The following is an 18,828-nucleotide window of genomic DNA, read 5'->3' as shown; positions in this document are numbered from 1 at the left end:
GTTTTATGACGTACGCAGTGGAGTTTCATAATGTCTCGCGTCTGTACGGGGATGTTCGTGCAGTTGATGGGGTAAGTATTGCAATTAATGATGGTGAGTTTTTCTCTATGCTGGGGCCATCCGGCTCCGGCAAAACGACCTGTCTGCGCATGATTGCAGGGTTTGAGCAGCTTTCTGGCGGTTCAATTAAAATTTTTGGCAAGCAAGCCAGTGAATTACCGCCCTGGGAACGGGACGTCAACACGGTATTTCAGGATTATGCACTATTCCCGCATATGTCGATTCTCGACAACGTGGCTTATGGGCTGATGGTGAAAGGCATTGATAAAAAGCAGCGGCATGCCAGGGCGCGAGAAGCGTTAGATAAGGTTGCGCTCGGCTTTGTCTATGAGCGCAAGCCATCACAACTCTCTGGTGGACAGCGTCAGCGTGTAGCGATTGCCCGTGCGTTGGTCAATGAGCCTCGCGTTTTACTGTTGGATGAGCCACTCGGTGCGTTGGATCTCAAGCTACGCGAACAGATGCAACTGGAGCTGAAAAAACTCCAGCAGTCACTCGGCATCACCTTTATCTTTGTCACCCACGATCAGGGTGAGGCGCTGTCGATGTCCGATCGTGTAGCGGTATTTAACAATGGTCGTATCGAGCAGGTGGATTCACCCCGCGAACTCTACATGCGTCCGCGCACGCCGTTTGTGGCGAGTTTTGTGGGGACGTCAAATGTCTTTGACGAAGCGATGTCGGCAAACGTCTGCGGGTTGCAGGGGATGTTCTCGCTGCGCCCGGAACATATTCGGTTAAATGATATGGGAGGCGAGGTTCAGGCTCGGGGGGTCATTCAGGCGGTGCAGTACCAGGGGGCGGCGACGCGTTTTGAGCTGAAACTTGCGGGCGGTGAAAAATTGCTGGTGAGCCAGGCGAACCTGACGGGAGAAATGCTGCCGTCGACGCTGTCGCCGGGTCAGCAGGTGATGGCATCGTGGTCACGCGATGTCATGGTTCCGCTGATAGAGGAGAGGTGAATGGCTATGAACGTCATACATTCGCCCGCACAGCCGACAAAGCTGAACCGTATCTCGGGGTTCTTCTGGCGTAATCCAGGGCTTGGGCTGTTTTTGCTGCTGCTCGGGCCGTTGATGTGGTTTGGCATCGTCTACTTTGGATCGTTGCTGACGCTGTTGTGGCAAGGTTTTTACACCTTCGACGATTTCACCATGTCGGTGACGCCAGACCTGACGCTGGCGAATCTGCAGGCGCTGTTTAATCCGGCCAATTACGACATCATTGTACGAACGTTGACAATGGCAGTGGCGGTGACGATTGCCAGCGCCATTCTGGCGTTCCCGATGGCATGGTATATGGCGCGCTATACCAGTGGCAAAATGAAAGCCTTTTTTTACATTGCCGTCATGCTGCCGATGTGGGCGAGCTATATCGTCAAAGCCTATGCGTGGACGCTGCTGTTAGCGAAAGACGGCGTGGCGCAGTGGTTTTTAACCCATCTCGGGCTGGAGCCACTGTTGACCGCTTTCCTCACTTTGCCTGCTGTCGGCGGTAATACGCTGTCAACATCGGGATTAGGGCGCTTTTTGGTTTTTGTCTACATCTGGCTTCCCTTTATGATCCTGCCGGTTCAGGCTGCTCTGGAACGGCTTCCACCCTCGCTTTTGCAGGCATCGGCTGATTTGGGCGCGCGCCCTCGTCAAACCTTCCGCTATGTGGTTTTCCCACTGGCAATACCCGGTATAGCCGCTGGTTCTATCTTTACGTTCTCACTGACGCTGGGCGACTTTATTGTGCCGCAACTGGTGGGACCGCCGGGATATTTCATCGGCAACATGGTGTATTCGCAACAAGGGGCTATCGGCAATATGCCAATGGCGGCGGCATTCACTCTGGTGCCCATTGTCTTAATTGCACTGTATCTGGCGTTCGTGAAGCGTCTGGGAGCTTTCGATGCACTCTGAACGCGCACCCTGGTTACTCAAACTGGCAGCATGGGGAGGGGTTCTTTTTCTGCACTTTCCCATCCTCATCATTGGCACCTATGCTTTTAATACAGAGGAGGCTGCTTTTAGTTTTCCGCCGCAGGGACTGACACTGCGTTGGTTTAGCGTGGCGGCGCAGCGTAGCGATATTCTTGAATCAGTGACGTTGTCACTTAAAATCGCTGCGTTGTCGACAGCAATCGCTCTGGTACTGGGTACGCTGGCGGCGGCTGCGCTGTGGCGCAGGGATTTTTTCGGTAAAAGCGCAATATCGCTGTTGCTGCTGTTGCCGATTGCGCTGCCGGGCATTATTACCGGCCTGGCACTGCTGACGGCATTTAAGACCATCAACCTGGAGCCGGGTTTTCTCACGATCGTGGTGGGTCATGCGACGTTTTGCGTGGTGGTTGTCTTTAACAACGTCGTGGCGCGTTTTCGCCGCACCTCATGGAGTCTGGTTGAAGCGTCTATGGATCTTGGCGCCAACGGCTGGCAAACCTTTCGTTATGTCGTGCTGCCCAATCTGGCATCAGCACTGCTGGCAGGAGGTATGCTGGCGTTTGCCTTGTCGTTTGATGAAATCATCGTGACAACGTTCACCGCCGGACATGAAAGAACACTTCCTCTGTGGCTGCTCAATCAACTGGGCCGTCCACGGGATGTGCCTGTTACCAACGTTGTGGCATTGCTGGTAATGCTGGTAACAACACTGCCAATTTTAGGGGCCTGGTGGCTAACGCGTGAAGGCGACACCGTCGCCGGAAACGGTAAATAAACGACGATATGGGAAATTGCTATGCAACATCAATTACTGATTAACGGTGAGCTGGTCAGCGGTGAAGGTGAAAAGCAACCAGTTTATAACCCTGCCACTGGTGAACTTATTCTGGAGATTGCTGAGGCGTCAGCCATGCAGGTTGATGCCGCAGTGCGCGCGGCAGACAACGCGTTTGCCGCCTGGGGACAAACCACGCCGAAAGTGCGTTCGGAGCTGTTGTTAAAGCTGGCGGATGCCATTGCAGATAACGCACAGACCTTCGCGGAGCTGGAATCGCTCAACTGCGGTAAACCACTTCATTGTGTGCTTAATGATGAAATTCCGGCCATCGTGGATGTTTTCCGTTTCTTTGCGGGGGCAGCGCGCACCCTGCAAGGACAGGCCGCCGGGGAGTATCTGGAAGGGCATACTTCCATGATTCGTCGCGATCCGCTGGGTGTGGTGGCTTCCATCGCGCCCTGGAACTATCCGCTCATGATGGCGGCATGGAAGCTGGCTCCTGCGCTGGCCGCCGGCAACTGTGTGGTGATTAAACCTTCAGAAATTACCCCGCTGACGGCGCTTAAACTGGCGGAATATGCGAAAGATATTTACCCGGCAGGCGTGATTAACGTCCTGTTTGGCCGTGGTAAAACGGTGGGCGATCCGCTGACCGGCCATGAAAAAGTCCGTATGGTTTCACTGACCGGCTCAATTGTGACCGGGGAACATATTATCCAGCATACTGCGCCTTCGATTAAACGTACGCATATGGAACTGGGCGGAAAAGCCCCGGTGATTATTTTTGATGATGCCGATCTTGATGCGGTGGTCAGTGGTGTACGGACCTTTGGGTACTACAACGCCGGACAGGATTGCACTGCGGCGTGTCGAATCTACGCGCAAAAAGGCATCTATGATGCGTTGGTCGAAAAACTCGGCGCCGCCGTTGCCAGCCTGAAAATTGGCGCACCGAATGATGAAACGACAGAACTGGGACCGTTAAGCTCACAGGCGCATCTTGACAGGGTGGCTAAAGCGGTCGATGACGCGAAAGCGCTCGGACACATCAAGGTCATCACCGGCGGCAAAAAAGTGGAGGGTTCTGGCTACTATTTTGCGCCAACGTTGCTGGCGGGCGCGAAACAGGAAGATGCTATTGTGCAGCGTGAGGTCTTTGGTCCGGTGGTCAGTGTTACCGTCTTTGATGATGAAGATCAGGTCCTGGCGTGGGCCAATGATTCGAAGTATGGACTGGCATCGTCAGTCTGGACGCGGGATATTGGTCGCGCGCACCGACTGAGCGCCCGCCTGCAGTATGGCTGTACCTGGGTCAACACCCACTTCACGCTGGTGAGTGAAATGCCGCATGGGGGACAAAAACAATCAGGCTATGGCAAGGATATGTCGGTCTACGGACTGGAAGATTACACGGTGATTCGCCATGTCATGATCAAGCATGAGTAATATCTTAAACCGCTGACGGTAAAAGGGGCACGGATAGCTAAATATCGTCAAACGTGTCTCTATACTATGCGCGCCACTGGCCTCGTCGCCATCGGACGGCGGTAAGTTGGAAATATCCGCGAGGTCAGGCTAATTTGCACATAATCAGGCCCCGGCACAATGTCGGGGCCTGAATATTTAGGTGAGTGTTCTAACGACGGCACAGGCTACATAGCCAGGCGATGAACGCACAGACAGTCAGAACCAGTCCCAGTTGCTGCACGATACCCGCTAACCCTAACATCATTCCCAATAACAGGTAGTAGCATAATCCGAACAGAGCCCCCGCGGCCCCGGCCTGTTCACGATAGTGATGCAGAGCCTGACTCAGCACATTGGGGATCGCGATGCCATAGGCAACAACAACCCCGACCACAGGCAGCAGAATCCAGACTGAATGCTGTAGCCACCATGCTGCGAGACCAGACAGCAGCGCTAAAGCACAGGCATGGCGCACCAGATATTCCGATGACAAACCGATCATTAACAGCTTGCGATTCAGCAGGCTGCCTGAGAGTGACGCGAGGGCAAGCAAGAATCCCGTCCATCCAAATGCTCTGGAACTCCATCCTAACTGTCCGAAAAGAAACGGGGCCAGGCTGTAATAGCTGAATAGCATGGTATTCAGCAGTGCAACCAGCATGGCATTTTTCCACAGTGTACTGTCCCTCAACATGCGGGAGATCAGTCCCGTTAATTGTGGTCGGCGCGTCGTCTCCGGCCGTGTTTCCGGCAATAAGGCTGCGGTTAGCATTAGCAACAGTATCGCCAGCAATACCAACGCAGTAAAAACGCCTGTATGACCGTATAGACTGACTAACCAACCTCCGCTCACCAGACCAAAAACCGGGCTGATTGCCAGTGCTGCGCCCATAATGGAAAAAATGCGGGACAGTGTTGTTGATTCATAACTGTCCCTCAACATAGTCTGCACCACCACAGACCCGGCGGCCGCGCCAATGGCTGATACCATACGGGCCAGCAGCAAGATGCTGAAATCAGTGGCAATAACCGCCATTACGGAACCCGTCCCGTAACAGAGGAGTCCAGCCATCATTGCCCTGCGCCGTCCAATGCAGTCGCTAAGCCAGCCCCACAGTGCAACCCCCACGGCAAAGGCGACAAAATAAACGGAAAGTGTTTGAGCAGCACGTTCACTGCTTATTTGAAAAAACGTGGCGATATTTGGCAATGCCGGGCTGTAAATGGTTTCCACCAGTTGTGGAAACATAATCAGTAATGTGAGAAGCCATAAAGGCGGTCGATGAGTCATATTCATAGCAATATCCAGAGAAACAAAAAACTTGGGGGGATTATTGCTGAATAGAAAATGTCTAATTACCATTATCAGGACTTTATATATCAAATATCGGACAGATGATGAAAATTGCGCCTGATGATGTCTTCGACCCGGATGGTTTTAAGGAAACAGTCGTCGGTATTGCCTCTGATATGGGCGTACATGATTCAGGTCGGCACAGTCATCTTCGCCATCAGTTACTCTTTTCGGCGGCGGGGTGCATCACCATTGAACTGGAAAATACCCTGTGTCTTCTTCCGCCTCGCCGTGCGGTCTGGATCCCCGCGGGTACGGTTCACCGGGCCATCATGCGAGGGGTGATGGCTTATCGGTCATTATATTTTTCAACCATTCTGCCGACGTTATCCGCCTTGCCACTACAGGTTGTCGAAGTTAACCCGCTCTTTTTTGAAGTCATAGAACGGATGGCATTCTGGCCCTGGCAGATGACAGAAACGCAGCAGGCCAGCCTCATCACTGTTTTTTGTGAAGAAATCAGGGCTGCACGTCGTGAAAACTGGACGTTGCAGTTTCCCTCAGATGTTCGCCTGGAGCGGTGGCTGGAAGGGGTTCGAATGGGGGCGTTACCGCCCCGACTGAATCAGCTGTCCCGCCAGGTCGGTGCTTGCGAACGAACAATCAGCCGCATTTTTATCAGAGATACAGGGATGAACTATCAGACCTGGCGGCAGCAATTCAGGTTGTTAAAAGCGATGGAGATGTTGGCGGAGGGGGACTCAATAAGCCAGGTGGCGCAACAGCTGGAATTTGTTAGCGACAGTGCTTTCATCGTGTTTTTTCGGCAGCTAACAGGTACAACACCGACCCGCTATCACGGGGGAATAATGCCGCAGAAGGATTAGGGGTATTACATATTAAGGATAATTTACCGGGCAGTGGCGGAGTGGGAAGATCGTTTACTAATGGCAGAGAGAAGATTTTCTCTCTGCCAGCAGGCGCTGCAATTCATCAAAAAGAGTCACATCAAGCAAACCAGCCGAACCTTACGGATATCAGGCTGAAAAGTCCTACAGCAGCAAATATATTTATCAGCACCACAGTCTTACTGGAAACATTCATTTTTGCCACCTTTCGTTTTAACCCCTTTGGGTATAGTACGGCTTATAACTATCCGCAATAGTACGAAATCTGAACATATTGAAAGTGGGTTGTTTTTCAGGCGTTTTTCTTAAGAAAATGAATAAAACTTGATGTGAGTCATGAAAGAGAGCATATTGCGCGCGATTTTCCCTTCTGGCCTGGATGCCCTAAATGTCTCTGTACCAAAAAATGTTGATTTTTTATGCGGTGATGGCCGCTATTGCGGCAATCATCACCTGGTTTCTGTCGCGTGATAAAAAACGTATTCGCTTTCTGAGCGCGGTATTAGTCGGGGCGACATGGCCGATGAGCTTTCCTGTCGCACTCCTGTTTTCTCTTTTCTGATGTCGCTGCCAATGCCGTATCAGGGGGTTAGCAGAGCGACTAAGCGCAGTCTGTCGTCTTTGGTTACGTCCAGAGGATGCTGGTATCCCACGTTTTCATTTGCACGAGTGTACAAAGCAACCAGCCAGTCGTAAACGTGTCGGCTTGCACCGTGCTGCGGCTGCTCATCCAACTGAGTCAGGCGCGACATCGGTTGTTGTACTGGCGCACTGAAAATAGCCGCGCCCTTGAGGACTCTGCTGGCAGGGCGTTGATCCTCTGCAACGTTGGCGTAGCCAAGCCAGGTAATAAAATCACCGATATCGGCGTGTAACTGCGCCCCGCAGACGTTCTCTCGCTGCATAATCTGCTGAAGCCGCTGAGGCATCTCGAGCCGATAGCTGGTAGTGATAAGAATATCGGCTACCTGCCTAAGCGTTCGCGGATCAAGCCGCAATCGGCGCGCATTATTGTCATCACGACACCACTGACGCACATGGTTGATCCACATTTTGTGCGCTTGATACCCGGTCTCTTTGCTTTCGGATGAGTGCAATGGCTCCCGGATATCGGCAAACAGGTCAATCTCTTCATTAAAGAGTCCACTGACTTGTTCTTCGCGTGGCTGCTGGATACGCAGCAACGACTCAAAGCAGCGCATCGGTGGTAGTAACCCCTCCAGAAGTTCACCATGCTTTGCTGCCTGGGCCTGAAGCTGGCGGATCACTGTCTCGCTGGCTTCTGGCACGCTTTCGCTGTCGTTAAGCCAACTCATCAGCGTTTCCCGAACATGCTGTTGATGCTGTTCATGCAGGGACGTTAGCCGAGACTGGCGTTGTTGCGCTGATGTCGCCTGCGACAACCATTCAGCAAGGCGCAACAAGCTGTGTTTATCCAGTGCCTGCAATGTCCCCCAGCGCAACCCGGGCTTGCCCATTAATTGCTGCACGGCCTCATCAAGGTTTTGCTGTGTGCTAAAACGAGCATCTTGTGGCGTAATGGCCCACACAACCCCCGGTAATGCCGCATCATGTACGGGTTGGGTATCGTTGGCCCAGCTCATTAATTTGCGCGTGATGGCCGGTGTCTGCGAGCGTGAAGACACTGCGTTGCAGATCAGCAGGACATCGGGTTGCAGATGCTGGCGGTAATGTTCCAGCATCCAGCCTAATTTGGCCCGCCACAGTGGGTTGGGGTGAGCATCAGGTGCGAGGGGTATATCGAGCAGGTCGACGTTTTCCAAAACGGAGTCTTCAACAGTCAGCACCAGTTCACGCGTCAGCAGTGCCAGCGATTCCAGCGACAGACTGACCGCGTTAAGCAACTGATGGTTTTCAACAGGATGAACCACCACATCGCTTTGCGCGTCGTTCCCGGTTAATGCGACCTGGGTCAGGAAGCTTTCGGCAGGCAAGCCAAAATGATCGACCAGCAAACTCAGCGGTGCGGCTAGCTCGTGTGCCTGTCCGGTTTGTTGCAAAGTGTGCGCTAATGCCAGCCATTGCTGCGTTAACTCTGGTTGTTCTCCCCACAACAGCGCCCAGGCGTGAGCGCGGGTGGTCAGATCCAGTGCCGGCAGCAACGTAGCAAACTGATGCCATAGCGCATCATCAATTTGCTGCTGGTTCGCAGGAACACAAGAGCGCCAGAAACGGCCTATGGCGGCTACGTCATGTGCCGTGACGCCCTGAACCGGATGACGCTGACGCAGCGTTTGCCATTTTTCTAACCGGGCTTCAATAATTGATTTTTCAACCTGGCGGCTGTCAGGCATTGCGCAAAACTGCGTGATAAACAGCTGCACCAGTTCCGCTTCACTCAGTAAGCGCAGACGCAGAGGCCACTCGCTATCAACGGGATTATCTTCAAGCGTAAAGCGGATCGCCATATTGGTCGGCGCATGGCCCGGATTGATATGCGAAAAGTAATCAAAGCTGCGATCCGGTGTAGCAATATTCAATTTCCCACTGGTGTCGCTGCACAGTGCGGACAACAGATGTGCTTTTGCTGGCTGCGAATGACCGTACAGCCCCACACAGCCACGCGATGAAAACGCCGTATGCAGCGCAGACTCAGTAACCGCGGCGATGGTGAGCTGAGCGAGCAGAGAATCCGCTTCATCATCAAGACGCGCTGCACGCTGGCGTGTGTCATTCACCCATTCGATGGCGGCTTGTGCTGTGTTAAACATCTTACTCATTTCAGGTACACACTCCCGCTATCAATCCAGTAATGGCTGCCGCTATGGCGACGATCTGCCAGTGTATTCAGTTTTAACGTTAGGGCATTGGCGGCAACGGGCGTGCCATCCTGTAGCCAGGCATCACTGAGAACGAAAAATTCCGGTCCCGTCTCTTTGCTGCCGCCGCGCAGTTGCAGCCGTACATTTAGTACACCGTCACCGGCAATTGTTTTTGCCAGCTCAGCAGAATTGATGCTCAGCGTATACAGCGGAGTGGCTGGCCAGCGGCTGTTTGCTAACTGGCGAAAGCCCAGTGTCACGTTACCGCGCAGCGGGAAGTGCAAACGGGTATCCAGTTTTGCTCCAGGTTTATCCAGATCGATGTCGTGATACCAGATATTTTCATCGCGCAATGTATTGACCGTATTATCCAGTACACCGAGGTAGCGGACCGTCGAGTACGCGCCGATATCCGCAGCTTTAAAGTTAAAGCGCGGCAGGCGTAAATCCAGCGCCAGGCTACACAGCATCGCGCCAACGGCAGCGGTAGATTTTGGATTGCCGATACGCCCTTGCTGGCTGAACGGATACCACTCATGTACGCGATAGCTGTCCATCCAGATCATGCGGTTGACCGGAACGGGTTGCAGATGGCGGATTAGCGCCTGAACCCCCGGCAAACAGGCGGGTCTGCCAGTGACTAATAAAATATCGCAACGATAGTGGGAAATCGCTTCACAAACGGCGTGCAGAGGGGATGTCAGGGTAAATTGCCCTGCCAGCAGCGCTTCTTGCAACTGTCTGAACTGCACCTGCAACGGAACGCTCAGCACATCAAAAGACGGTGAACCAGACGGTAATGCATGATCGATAGCCTGTTGGATATAGTTCATCACATTGCGCGTTGGACGCTGTGAAAGCAGTTCGCCAAAGGTGGCGTGCAACCCCGCTACGGGATCGTTAATATCGCTTTGCTCCCAGGCACTTAGCACCGCATGACCCAGTGGCATAAAGAGTTGCAATGCGGTTTGTTGTCGCAAAATAGCCTGAGTATCGATTCTCCCGGAATCACCAAACAGTGTGGCCAGCAGGGCGGCGGCATCGGTCACGCCAGCCTGTTGTAAGCGGGTTTGCAGGGCGGGCAGTATGCAGCGTTGTATGACATCCAACAACATGTCATCCCCAGCGACTTTGAAGCCTTCACGAAACAGCAAATGCGGGGTGATTTTGACATTCGCCCCAACGCCGTCATCCAGTTGATAATGGACCACGGCCATATCCGTCGTGCCGCCGCCAATATCGATGGAGGCGACGCGCAGCGCACGACCTTTAACTTCACCGGGTTCTGGCTGACGGTCCGGACGGGCGAGGGCGTTGAAGAACGATTCTGTGTGCCCGTCATAGTGTGAAATCGCTTCGTTATACAGCCAAACCAACTGCCCGCAGCTGGCCTCATCCCACTCCATCTGGATCTCAGGTACGGGAACGATGCTTTTTTCTTGCTGTTTGCGGGTGGTAAAGTCTTCGTCCTGCGGGTGCCAGCCCATTGCTTTCCAGACCAGCGCAATGGCTTCAAACATACGCAGACGGAAGATCTCACGTTCCTGTTTTGGCATGGCTGACGGCAGAGTGAGTATCAGCGTACGCAATTGGCGTGGAGAGGCCGGGAACCCGAGACGCAGGCGTGTCGCTACGCTGTTAATTTGTCCCAGCGCCTGGGCCAGAATCTCGCACAACATATGTGTCATCAGCGTGCTGCGGCTGTATTGTGGTGAGAACACTGGCAGCCGGTCATCTTGCGGCAGGCTGAACAGCGGCTGACCGTCATCGTTCATCAGATTCATCAGCGGGAAGGCGGTAGCCAGCGGCTCGCGCTGCGTTTTACTGTTCATCTGGCTAAAGCGCCAGTCGTGTAAAACGGGAGTTTCATCCCATAAATACCGACGTGGGCTGGAGATCCCACTGCTGCCTTCCGTTCCCATACGCTGCATCGCCAGCTTACGGGCTTCATCCCCAACGCGGACAATCGACGGCCAGATAAATGCATCATCGCGACCGCTCTCAACGGAGAAATGTTGCTTTCCAAAGCGCGCCTCGGAAAACTCCAGTCGGCTGGTGAACAGGGGATCGTTGAGGAACTGTGGTTCGCTTAATGAACGCACCTGTAATTCGGCCGTCTGACGCAAACCGTCATTGGCATCGCCATGATCTTCAATCAACACGCCGCAGGTATGGGTATTGCCAATATCCAGAATCAGATCGACAGGAATCGCGGGTGTGCTGAGCGTATGGGTCACCAGCTTCACTTCCGGGACGGAAAGTTGTTCGCCTAGCAGGGTCAACAAATTCAGCCAGTGCGCCTGGTATTCAAAGTTTCGTAGCGCTTGTTGGATCTCCTGCTCTGAACGGTTTTCTTGCTGCGTGACGTGCTGCAAAAAGGACTCGCGTAGCCAGCCATCAATCCACGTCTGGTCGAGGAAATCTGCGATTTCATTATCGTGCCAGGCCAGCGCAAATCGCGTGCCATTCAGCAGATCGTTCTCATTTGGCGTCAATGCTGCCGGTGCTTCAGTCAACTGACTGTCCAGCGCCACCGTGACACGGTGAGTATTGCCGGCACTGTCCGGTTGTGCGAGTTTTCGCACCTGTACGCGCGCCCAGTTATCCGGGCCTTCAACAAATGTGCGGGGCGGGTTAAAACGCAGGAACGGCAGCGGCAACCAGACACCGTCAAGTACGTCCAGAGAATAATGCAGCGTCTGCGTGCTTTCCGGTTTCACCACTTCGGGTTGACCACCGGTATTGCCCGGCAGGGTATAGCGTCCCGACGCCAGATCGAAATCCAGACGCAGTAGGGGACCGTTTGCCGTTTTGCGAACAAAACGGCCGTGGTGCGCAGATTCCTGTGGTGTCAGCCCAAAATCCAGAAATTGCACACCGCTATTGGCGATGAGCGTTACGCTCTGCTTGTAATCACACAGATTCACCAACATAAAATCAGGCACCTATCTTTTTGATCGTCAAAGGGATTTCCGCGTGTTCGTCATAACGCGCGGTACAAGCTGCGACGTCGTTTGTCCCTGCTTTACAGGTGATCTCAGGCATGGGGTATCGCGAACCGTCCGTGCAACGGGCATTCCCGCGACTCTTAATCATTAATTCGCCCGATTGATGCAAACCAGAGAAAATCTCGGCGCGACAAACGATATTGTCGCCATGCACCACGCGCGCAGTGCCTTTATTGGCCTGAATTTGATAACGCAGCGACGGGGCCTTACCACTGACCGGATCTTTTATATCGACCAGCACACGCCAGTTGCCGTTAAGAAAACGTGTTGTACCAGCCTTCATCTGGTTGGCATCCATTACCAACGCATCTTTCGGGATAGCGGCAATGACCACCGGTCCTTCTACGGGCTTCTCTTTTTTCACCGGTGGAATGACTTCAGCCCGATGCAGCGGCAGTGAAGGTGTTAGTTCAGGCAGGGGGGTACTGTCTACCTTTGCCACGTCAATGGGGGCAACCGCAGGTGCGGGAGATTCTGCGTACTGTTTCCACAATAGCGGCCCTGCAATGGCGGCAATCACTGCCGCAGCAACGGGCAGGCTCCACAGCGGCAGGCGACGCGTGGGCTTACGCTGAACTGGCGGTGGCGCGATCTCTGGCTCACTCACGATGACCGGGGGGGATGGTTCGGGATCAGCGGGTTTCGGTAGCTCAATAGCCGTTGTCAGCAGCGGGGTATCGGCCTCGGCGAAAGTGATTTCCGCCGGGATTTCTTCGGCTTCCGGCTCCGGTTCAGGTGCCACTACAACGGGTGGAACATCGGTATGACGCAGGCAATCGAGTACATCGTCACGGGTGTTTTCATTTAGATTGACGAAGCCCCAGAACGTAATGACGGGTTTGCCATCAACCAGGAACACGTGGTTCTCACCTGGAAACTGGATGGCTTTGTCGAGTAGTGAACCAAACAGTTGCAGGGAAGTTTTACCTGATTGCAGGCTTTTTCGACTCAGGGCCGCGGCATTCTCCAGCGTACTGGACAGATAGCGCAGAGCCCGAAAACGCGCATCTTCATCAGCGGCTTTCCACGCGACAGCCTTTCCTTCAATCGGGGAGTACCAGTCCACCCGATCGCCACTGTCGTTAACTTGTGGGATTGCCAGACAATCCGCCATCGCCTGTTGTTTACGCAGACGAAGCGTTTCACGAATTTGTAGTGCTGAATCAAACACGGCCTGACCACCGCCACCCACGGCCTGATAGTCATCCAAATTGCCGCTGCGCAAGAGAGTTTTTGCCACGTAATTGCCCCTTAGACTTCTTCACACATCTACTTTACGGGGAATAAAAGTAAGCAAACGTCGGAAGAGAGGCAAAAAGGGGCGAATTTTCATGGCATAGAGTATCGGGAAAAATCTTGACGTTTTGAAAAAGACTTAAGGTAAATTATTTCGCCTGCGATGATGAATTAATCAGCGAAAACCACCAGATTAGAATAACCTGATAGAGATTTGTTATTAGTGCGTCTTTGCCAGCTATGCTCTGATAGACGAGTAAATAATAAAAGAAGAAGGCTTATAACCATGATTGCAAGGAAAACGCTGCTCGCGCTGGCACTCAGCGCCGTCTTACCAACAGGCGCTGCCTATGCCGCCAGTACTGATACCATTGTTTACTGTTCTGAAGCATCGCCGGAATCATTTAACCCCCAAATTGCCAGTTCAGGTCCGTCGTTTGTCGCCAGTTCACAGGTGTTGTACAACCGATTGATCAACTTCGATCCGGTCAAAAATACCCCGGTCCCGTCTCTGGCAACGGAGTGGACAATTTCCCCCGACGGCAAGACCTACACATTTACCCTGCGTCAGGGCGTGAAGTTCAATAGTAATAAGTTCTTTAAACCTACCCGTGCTTTCAATGCCGATGACGTCGTTTTCTCGGTATTACGCCAGAAAGATGCTGATCATCCGTACCATAAGGTTTCACAGGGTAGCTATGAATATTTCAACGATGTTGGCCTGGACAAACTGATTAAAGAGGTTAAGAAGGTTGATGATTATCATGTTCAGTTTGTCCTGAACGAGCCCAACGCCGCATTTCTTGCTGACTGGGGGATGGATTTTGCCTCTATTCTTTCGGCAGAATATGCCGATGAGATGCTGAAAAAAGGCACGCCGGAAAACGTCGATAACTGGCCGATTGGTACCGGGCCTTATGTCTTGCAACAGTACAAGCAGGATTCACAAATCCGCTATCTGGCAAACCCGAACTACTGGGATGGTGCGGTGCCAACGAAACATCTGATTTTCTCCATCACACCAAACGTACAGACGCGACTGGCGAAACTGCAAACCAACGAATGCCAGATTATTCCCGCGCCAGCACCGGTGCAGTTTGATGAAATCAAAAAGAACAAGGATCTGACGCTGCATTCGGTCGAAGCGTTGAATGTCGGTTATCTGGCGTTTAATACGGAGAAAAAACCGTTTGATAACGTACTGGTGCGCCAGGCGCTGAACTATGCGACAGATAAAAAAGCCATTATTAACGCGGTCTTTTTAGGTTCCGGAACGGTGGCGAAATCGCCAATCCCGCCGAATATGATGGGCTTCAATAAAGACCTGAAAGATTATGATTACGACCCACAGAAAGCGAAAGAACTGCTGAAGAAAGCGGGGCTGGAAAACGGTTTTGAAGCGACCTTGTGGTCTATGCCAGTACAGCGCCCCTATAACCCGAACTCTCGTCGTATTGCTGAGATGATTCAAAGCGACTGGGCAAAAGTCGGTGTGAAAGCGAAAATCGTCTCCTGGGAATGGGGGGAATATCTCTCCGGGATGCGTAAAGGCGAGCACGATACTGCGTTGTTTGGCTGGATGTCAGATAACGGTGACCCGGATAACTTTGCTGATGTTCTGCTGGGTTGCGACAGCATTAAAACCGGATCAAACGCCGCGCGCTGGTGTGATAAAGAGTATAATTCGCTGGTTCAAAAGGCGAAACTGGTGAGCAAACCGCAAGAGCGCGCCGCGCTTTACCAGCAGTCGCAGGAAATTTTCTATCAGCAGGCTCCGTGGATTGCGCTGGCGAATGGCAAAACTTTCTATGCCACACGCAGTAACGTCAGCGGATACAGCGTTAGCCTGATGGGCAGTGATTTTTCAAAAGCGAAATTAAATTAATACGTTAAGGAGGGAGTATGTCGCATCTGGATGAGGTCAGCGCACGTGTTGATGCCGCCATTGAAGAGAGCGTCATTACGCATATGAATGAATTGCTGATTGAACTGAGCGATGATGTTGCGCTGAGCCGGGAAGATCGTTACACCCAGCAACAACGTTTGCGTACAGCAATCGCACATCATGGGCGGCAGCATAAAGAAGATATGGAAGCGCGTCGTGAGCAGTTGACCAAAGGCGGCTCTATTCTTTGATATTTCCGTGCCGGATGGCGGTGTTCACACCTTATCGGGGTCAGTTTGGATATCGAAAATTATTGTACGTTAAGGTTATTTTTCGACCTTTCTACTTTAGCTGGCCTCAGCCGACGAAACTTACCGGAAGCCGGTATCCGGTTACTCTTCCAGATATAATCGCCTGTCAGATTGATGTGTTCCCAGCCTGGCGGGGACAAATGTGATAGCAGTTGCTCGTTGATCTTCAGCCCCTTACGCTTCAAGGCCTCGACAGCTCTTTCCATATAGACGATATTCCACAGCGAGATAGCTGCCGTCAGCAGCGTCAGTCCACTGGCGCGGTAGCTCTGATTTTCCGGTTTTCGGTCCCTGATTTCACCCAGCCGGTGTAGGAATACCGCACGCGCCAGCGCGTTACGGGCTTCTCCTTTATTCAGTCCCGCCTGTACCCGCCGACGAAGTGCCGGATCGCGGAACCAGTCGAGCATAAACAGAGTTCGTTCAATACGGCCAATTTCTCTCAGTGCTTTGGCAAGTCCGTTTTGCTTAGGGTAGCTGGCAAGCTTTTTCAGCATCAGGGATGCCGTCACGGTTCCCTGCTTTATAGAGGTCGCCAGACGTAGCACTTCACGCCAGTGAATTTCAATTTCTTTCAGATTCAGGCTGGTTGTTGATATCAGTGACTGAAGCGCCGGATATTGGTCCGCTTTCCCTTTGATAAATAGCTTCTTGTCGTGGAGATCCCGAATTCGTGGACAGAACGCAAATCCCAGCAGATGCATCAGGGCAAAGACATGATCGGTGAAACCCGCTGTATCGGTGTAATGCTCCCTGATTTCCAGGTCGCTTTCGTGGTACAGCAAGCCATCGAGCACATGTGTTGAATCCCTGACCCGACTGATTATGCAGGTGTAAAACGGGCTGTATTGGTCCGAAATATGGGTATAAAACTGACGTTCGGGCTCCTGCCCGTATTTCGGGTTAACCTGACCTGCGTAGCGGCCTGCGCTGCCTGTTCTGAAATTCTGTCCATCTGATGATGATGTTGTCCCGTCTCTCCAGAATGCCACCAGCGGCCTTTTCCCCTGTGCGTTTACCAGCTCTGCAAGGGCGGCTGAATAAGTTACATCACGGACCATGCCTGAATATCTTCGAGTGATGATTTGGTGCTCCCGGGGCAGGCTTCTGCCATTTTGGTCAGGCCAAGCAGGCGTTGTCAGATAAAGACACTTCGCAGGCTGACCCAATCACCCGCGCCGTGATAACCGCCATCAATAATATGCTTATCGATCTGATGGCCGCGATGTCACATAAAGACTGGCTGAGCCGCCGCCAGCGCCAGAAGCAGGGAATTGAACGGGCCCATTCGCTGGGTAAATACCGGGGAAAACAGGCCGATCAGGAACGGCATCAGAAAGTCCTTTACTACCGGCAGGTCAAGAAACTGAGTATCAGGGAAACAGCGGATGCAACAGGATACAGCCCCTCCCAGATATGCCGCATCCAGGCGCTGTACCGGCAATCAGAAGCGAGTGATTTTGGTTAAGTTGTGATTATTGTATGATGCCGGTGAGTATAACCGCTTATATATTGAGGGATTAATGATGGCAAGAGCACTGGCCTGCCTTGGCGACAAAACGAGTTACGGTGAGATTATTTCTGCCACCGCGTCCTGGTTCGAAGGAAGTAAAGCAATAGCCCGGACAGGCGACAAGGCATCATGCAGCAAATGCAACGGGTACTTTGAAATCCTTGCCTCCGCGCAGGACTGGGCAGAAGAAGGCAAAGCGTATGCGGCCACAGGTGACAGAGTGCTGTGCCGTTGCCCCGATCACTATGTGTACGGTTCAGCCACGCAGTCTACCAGCACAGGCACCGGCTCTCTGACCTCCCGCAATACCAGTCAGTCGCCTGTCCCGGTGCAGCAGACACAGGATTCCGGTGCCCGGAACTGTATTCGCTTCCAGTGTGCCGATGATGATGGCCGGCTGATGGTGGATTGCCGGTATGTTCTGATGTTCCCGGACGGGCATACGGAAATGGGGAATACGGATAACCAAGGGATGACAGTGTGGCATCATGCTGAATCCGCTGAAAATATTAACCTGCATATATTAATGGATTAATTATGGCTGTTTACCATCTCAGTACCCGTATTAACTCTAATGTCCCGGCTGATTCTTTGCTGTATGACCTGTGTATTTATCGCATGGACTCCAGCAGGAATAAATCCCCCCTGGTGGATGTGAAGCAACAGCCGCTTCAGGGGAATTATGAAACACAGAGTCACATGACCGGGAATATAAACGAGTCACTCCCGACAATTTATATTATGGAAATAAAACTTTATCGAAAAACCATGTTGCATACGCACTGTGTAACGCCTGCTCCGTTCACTAAGATGTACACGCTGGAAGAATTTGCGTCAGGCAAAGCCTGGTCTCCGGTGAAGCGGGAGAACCCCTGTTATTTTGAGTCAAAAGGGACAATGAAACCTGAGAGTCAGGGTGGCGAAACAAAGCAGATTAAAATCACCATCCCGGAACGTCCATTTATTGCAAAAGAATACCCCATTGGCAATCCCAGAGACCCTTTTGATAAAAATTTAATAGAACGTCAGATAGATGAAAGATTTAACGGATTTGATTTCCCTAATCAAATAGCAGCAAGTGTATGTGGACCTGCTGCATTTTTTTACTGTCTGCAAAAGGATCGCCCTGATGTGTATGCGCAAGCTGTCCGTGAACTTTGGCGGGACGGGAAAACTAAAATAGGTGACTTAATCATCTCACCTAGTGAAGGTTGCCTACACCCAACAGGTACATTTTACTTTGATGACGGCAGGCCGAAGATAGCCGGGGTACTGACTGGATGACACTGGCTGGGCTGAGGGACTCAGAGAATACCGTACTGAACTTTGATGCTCTTGATTCGCCAGTGGCTGGTATAACGATGTGGCAAACACTGACTGAATGGTTTGAAAAGGCCGGTTACGAAAAAGTGTTCAGTAATGTAGGGATCACTCAGGCAGGTGTCCAGGGGATCAGAGATTTAAATAAGTATGTAGAGCAAGGCTATAAAGTTGTGACATTAATAAACGATGGGCTTCTTGTAAATAGTACAAATAAAACAACTTTACCTACACACTGGATTGTCTGGAGTGGTTCAGTCACACAAAATCCCAACGGATATATTAGTTTGGAATTGTTTTCCTGGGGAAAAGAAAGAAACTGGATAAAACCTAAAAA

15 protein-coding genes and 3 pseudogenes are annotated in these 18,828 nt (G+C 52.1%); 12 read left to right on the top strand and 6 right to left on the bottom strand.

Annotated features, from left to right (window positions below):
• Positions 1-5: 5 nt before the first annotated feature.
• Genes NNO02_RS10085 through patD form a run of 4 tightly spaced genes read left to right on the top strand, consistent with a single transcriptional unit; the run spans position 6 to position 4,212 of the window.
• The gene (locus NNO02_RS10085; protein ID WP_271454706.1) at positions 6-1,022 is read left to right on the top strand and encodes an ABC transporter ATP-binding protein; all 1,017 of its coding nucleotides are present in this window, start codon (positions 6-8) and stop codon (positions 1,020-1,022) included.
• Entirely contained in the window at positions 1,023-1,967 is a 945-nt protein-coding gene (locus NNO02_RS10080) for an ABC transporter permease (RefSeq protein WP_005126750.1), read from the top strand.
• The gene (locus tag NNO02_RS10075) at positions 1,957-2,763 is read left to right on the top strand and encodes an ABC transporter permease (protein WP_005126751.1); all 807 of its coding nucleotides are present in this window, start codon (positions 1,957-1,959) and stop codon (positions 2,761-2,763) included. Before NNO02_RS10080 ends, NNO02_RS10075 begins: the two co-directional genes overlap by 11 nt.
• A gap of 21 nt (positions 2,764-2,784) precedes the next feature.
• Positions 2,785-4,212, top strand: coding sequence for an aminobutyraldehyde dehydrogenase (gene patD / locus NNO02_RS10070; protein WP_271454705.1), 1,428 nt, complete (start codon positions 2,785-2,787; stop codon positions 4,210-4,212).
• Positions 4,213-4,402: 190 nt separating this feature from the next.
• Here patD and NNO02_RS10065 read toward each other — a convergent pair whose 3' ends face one another.
• Positions 4,403-5,530: a multidrug effflux MFS transporter gene (locus tag NNO02_RS10065; protein WP_271454704.1), complete on the bottom strand. Its 1,128-nt coding sequence runs from the start codon at positions 5,528-5,530 to the stop codon at positions 4,403-4,405.
• A gap of 101 nt (positions 5,531-5,631) precedes the next feature.
• Between NNO02_RS10065 and NNO02_RS10060 the strand changes: the two genes are divergently transcribed.
• Positions 5,632-6,414 carry an AraC family transcriptional regulator gene (locus tag NNO02_RS10060; RefSeq protein ID WP_271454720.1) on the top strand — a complete coding sequence of 261 codons (783 nt, stop codon included), beginning with the start codon at positions 5,632-5,634 and terminating at the stop codon, positions 6,412-6,414.
• A 121-nt stretch (positions 6,415-6,535) separates the two neighbouring features.
• On the opposite strand, the gene yncL is transcribed toward NNO02_RS10060, so the two are convergent.
• Positions 6,536-6,631, bottom strand: a complete 96-nt coding sequence (gene yncL, locus NNO02_RS10055) for a stress response membrane protein YncL (protein WP_071828932.1) — start codon at positions 6,629-6,631, stop codon at positions 6,536-6,538.
• A 192-nt stretch (positions 6,632-6,823) separates the two neighbouring features.
• Between yncL and NNO02_RS10050 the strand changes: the two genes are divergently transcribed.
• Positions 6,824-6,997 carry a GhoT/OrtT family toxin gene (locus NNO02_RS10050; RefSeq protein WP_137381813.1) on the top strand — a complete coding sequence of 58 codons (174 nt, stop codon included), beginning with the start codon at positions 6,824-6,826 and terminating at the stop codon, positions 6,995-6,997.
• A 19-nt stretch (positions 6,998-7,016) separates the two neighbouring features.
• On the opposite strand, the gene NNO02_RS10045 is transcribed toward NNO02_RS10050, so the two are convergent.
• Genes NNO02_RS10045 through NNO02_RS10035 form a run of 3 tightly spaced genes read right to left on the bottom strand, consistent with a single transcriptional unit; the run spans position 7,017 to position 13,466 of the window.
• On the bottom strand, positions 7,017-9,176 hold the full coding sequence (locus tag NNO02_RS10045) for a virulence factor SrfC family protein (RefSeq protein ID WP_271454703.1): 2,160 nt from the start codon (positions 9,174-9,176) through the stop codon (positions 7,017-7,019).
• Positions 9,173-12,151: a virulence factor SrfB gene (locus NNO02_RS10040; RefSeq protein WP_271454702.1), complete on the bottom strand. Its 2,979-nt coding sequence runs from the start codon at positions 12,149-12,151 to the stop codon at positions 9,173-9,175. Before NNO02_RS10040 ends, NNO02_RS10045 begins: the two co-directional genes overlap by 4 nt.
• 4 nt (positions 12,152-12,155) lie before the next feature.
• Entirely contained in the window at positions 12,156-13,466 is a 1,311-nt protein-coding gene (locus NNO02_RS10035) for an SrfA family protein (RefSeq protein WP_271454701.1), read from the bottom strand.
• Between the two features lie 282 nt (positions 13,467-13,748).
• Here NNO02_RS10035 and NNO02_RS10030 point away from each other — a divergent pair, with 282 nt between their 5' ends.
• Both NNO02_RS10030 and NNO02_RS10025 read left to right on the top strand, forming a co-directional pair.
• Positions 13,749-15,347 (top strand): ABC transporter substrate-binding protein, encoded by a 1,599-nt coding sequence (locus NNO02_RS10030; protein WP_271454700.1) that lies wholly within the window; start codon positions 13,749-13,751, stop codon positions 15,345-15,347.
• A gap of 17 nt (positions 15,348-15,364) precedes the next feature.
• On the top strand, positions 15,365-15,598 hold the full coding sequence (locus NNO02_RS10025) for a YdcY family protein (protein ID WP_048211611.1): 234 nt from the start codon (positions 15,365-15,367) through the stop codon (positions 15,596-15,598).
• 59 nt (positions 15,599-15,657) lie between these two features.
• Here NNO02_RS10025 and NNO02_RS10020 read toward each other — a convergent pair.
• A pseudogene (locus NNO02_RS10020) lies at positions 15,658-16,787 on the bottom strand (Tn3 family transposase); the annotation flags it as partial.
• On the opposite strand from NNO02_RS10020, the pseudogene NNO02_RS10015 reads away from it, so the two are divergent.
• From NNO02_RS10015 to NNO02_RS10000, 4 genes and pseudogenes are all read left to right on the top strand, one after another.
• A pseudogene (locus tag NNO02_RS10015) lies at positions 16,788-17,126 on the top strand (helix-turn-helix domain-containing protein); the annotation flags it as partial.
• Between the two features lie 55 nt (positions 17,127-17,181).
• Positions 17,182-17,706, top strand: a complete 525-nt coding sequence (locus NNO02_RS10010; protein WP_271454699.1) for a PAAR domain-containing protein — start codon at positions 17,182-17,184, stop codon at positions 17,704-17,706.
• A gap of 2 nt (positions 17,707-17,708) precedes the next feature.
• On the top strand, positions 17,709-18,455 hold the full coding sequence (locus NNO02_RS10005; RefSeq protein WP_271454698.1) for a hypothetical protein: 747 nt from the start codon (positions 17,709-17,711) through the stop codon (positions 18,453-18,455).
• Between the two features lie 77 nt (positions 18,456-18,532).
• Positions 18,533-18,828, top strand: a pseudogene (locus tag NNO02_RS10000) (hypothetical protein); the annotation flags it as partial.

It is taken from the genome of Citrobacter sp. Awk 2 (genome assembly GCF_028069815.1).
In the GTDB taxonomy this organism is placed as follows: Bacteria; Pseudomonadota; Gammaproteobacteria; order Enterobacterales; family Enterobacteriaceae; genus Citrobacter.
The sequence above is the reverse complement of the archived record's forward strand: the minus strand, read 5'-3'. Positions and strand labels throughout refer to the sequence as shown.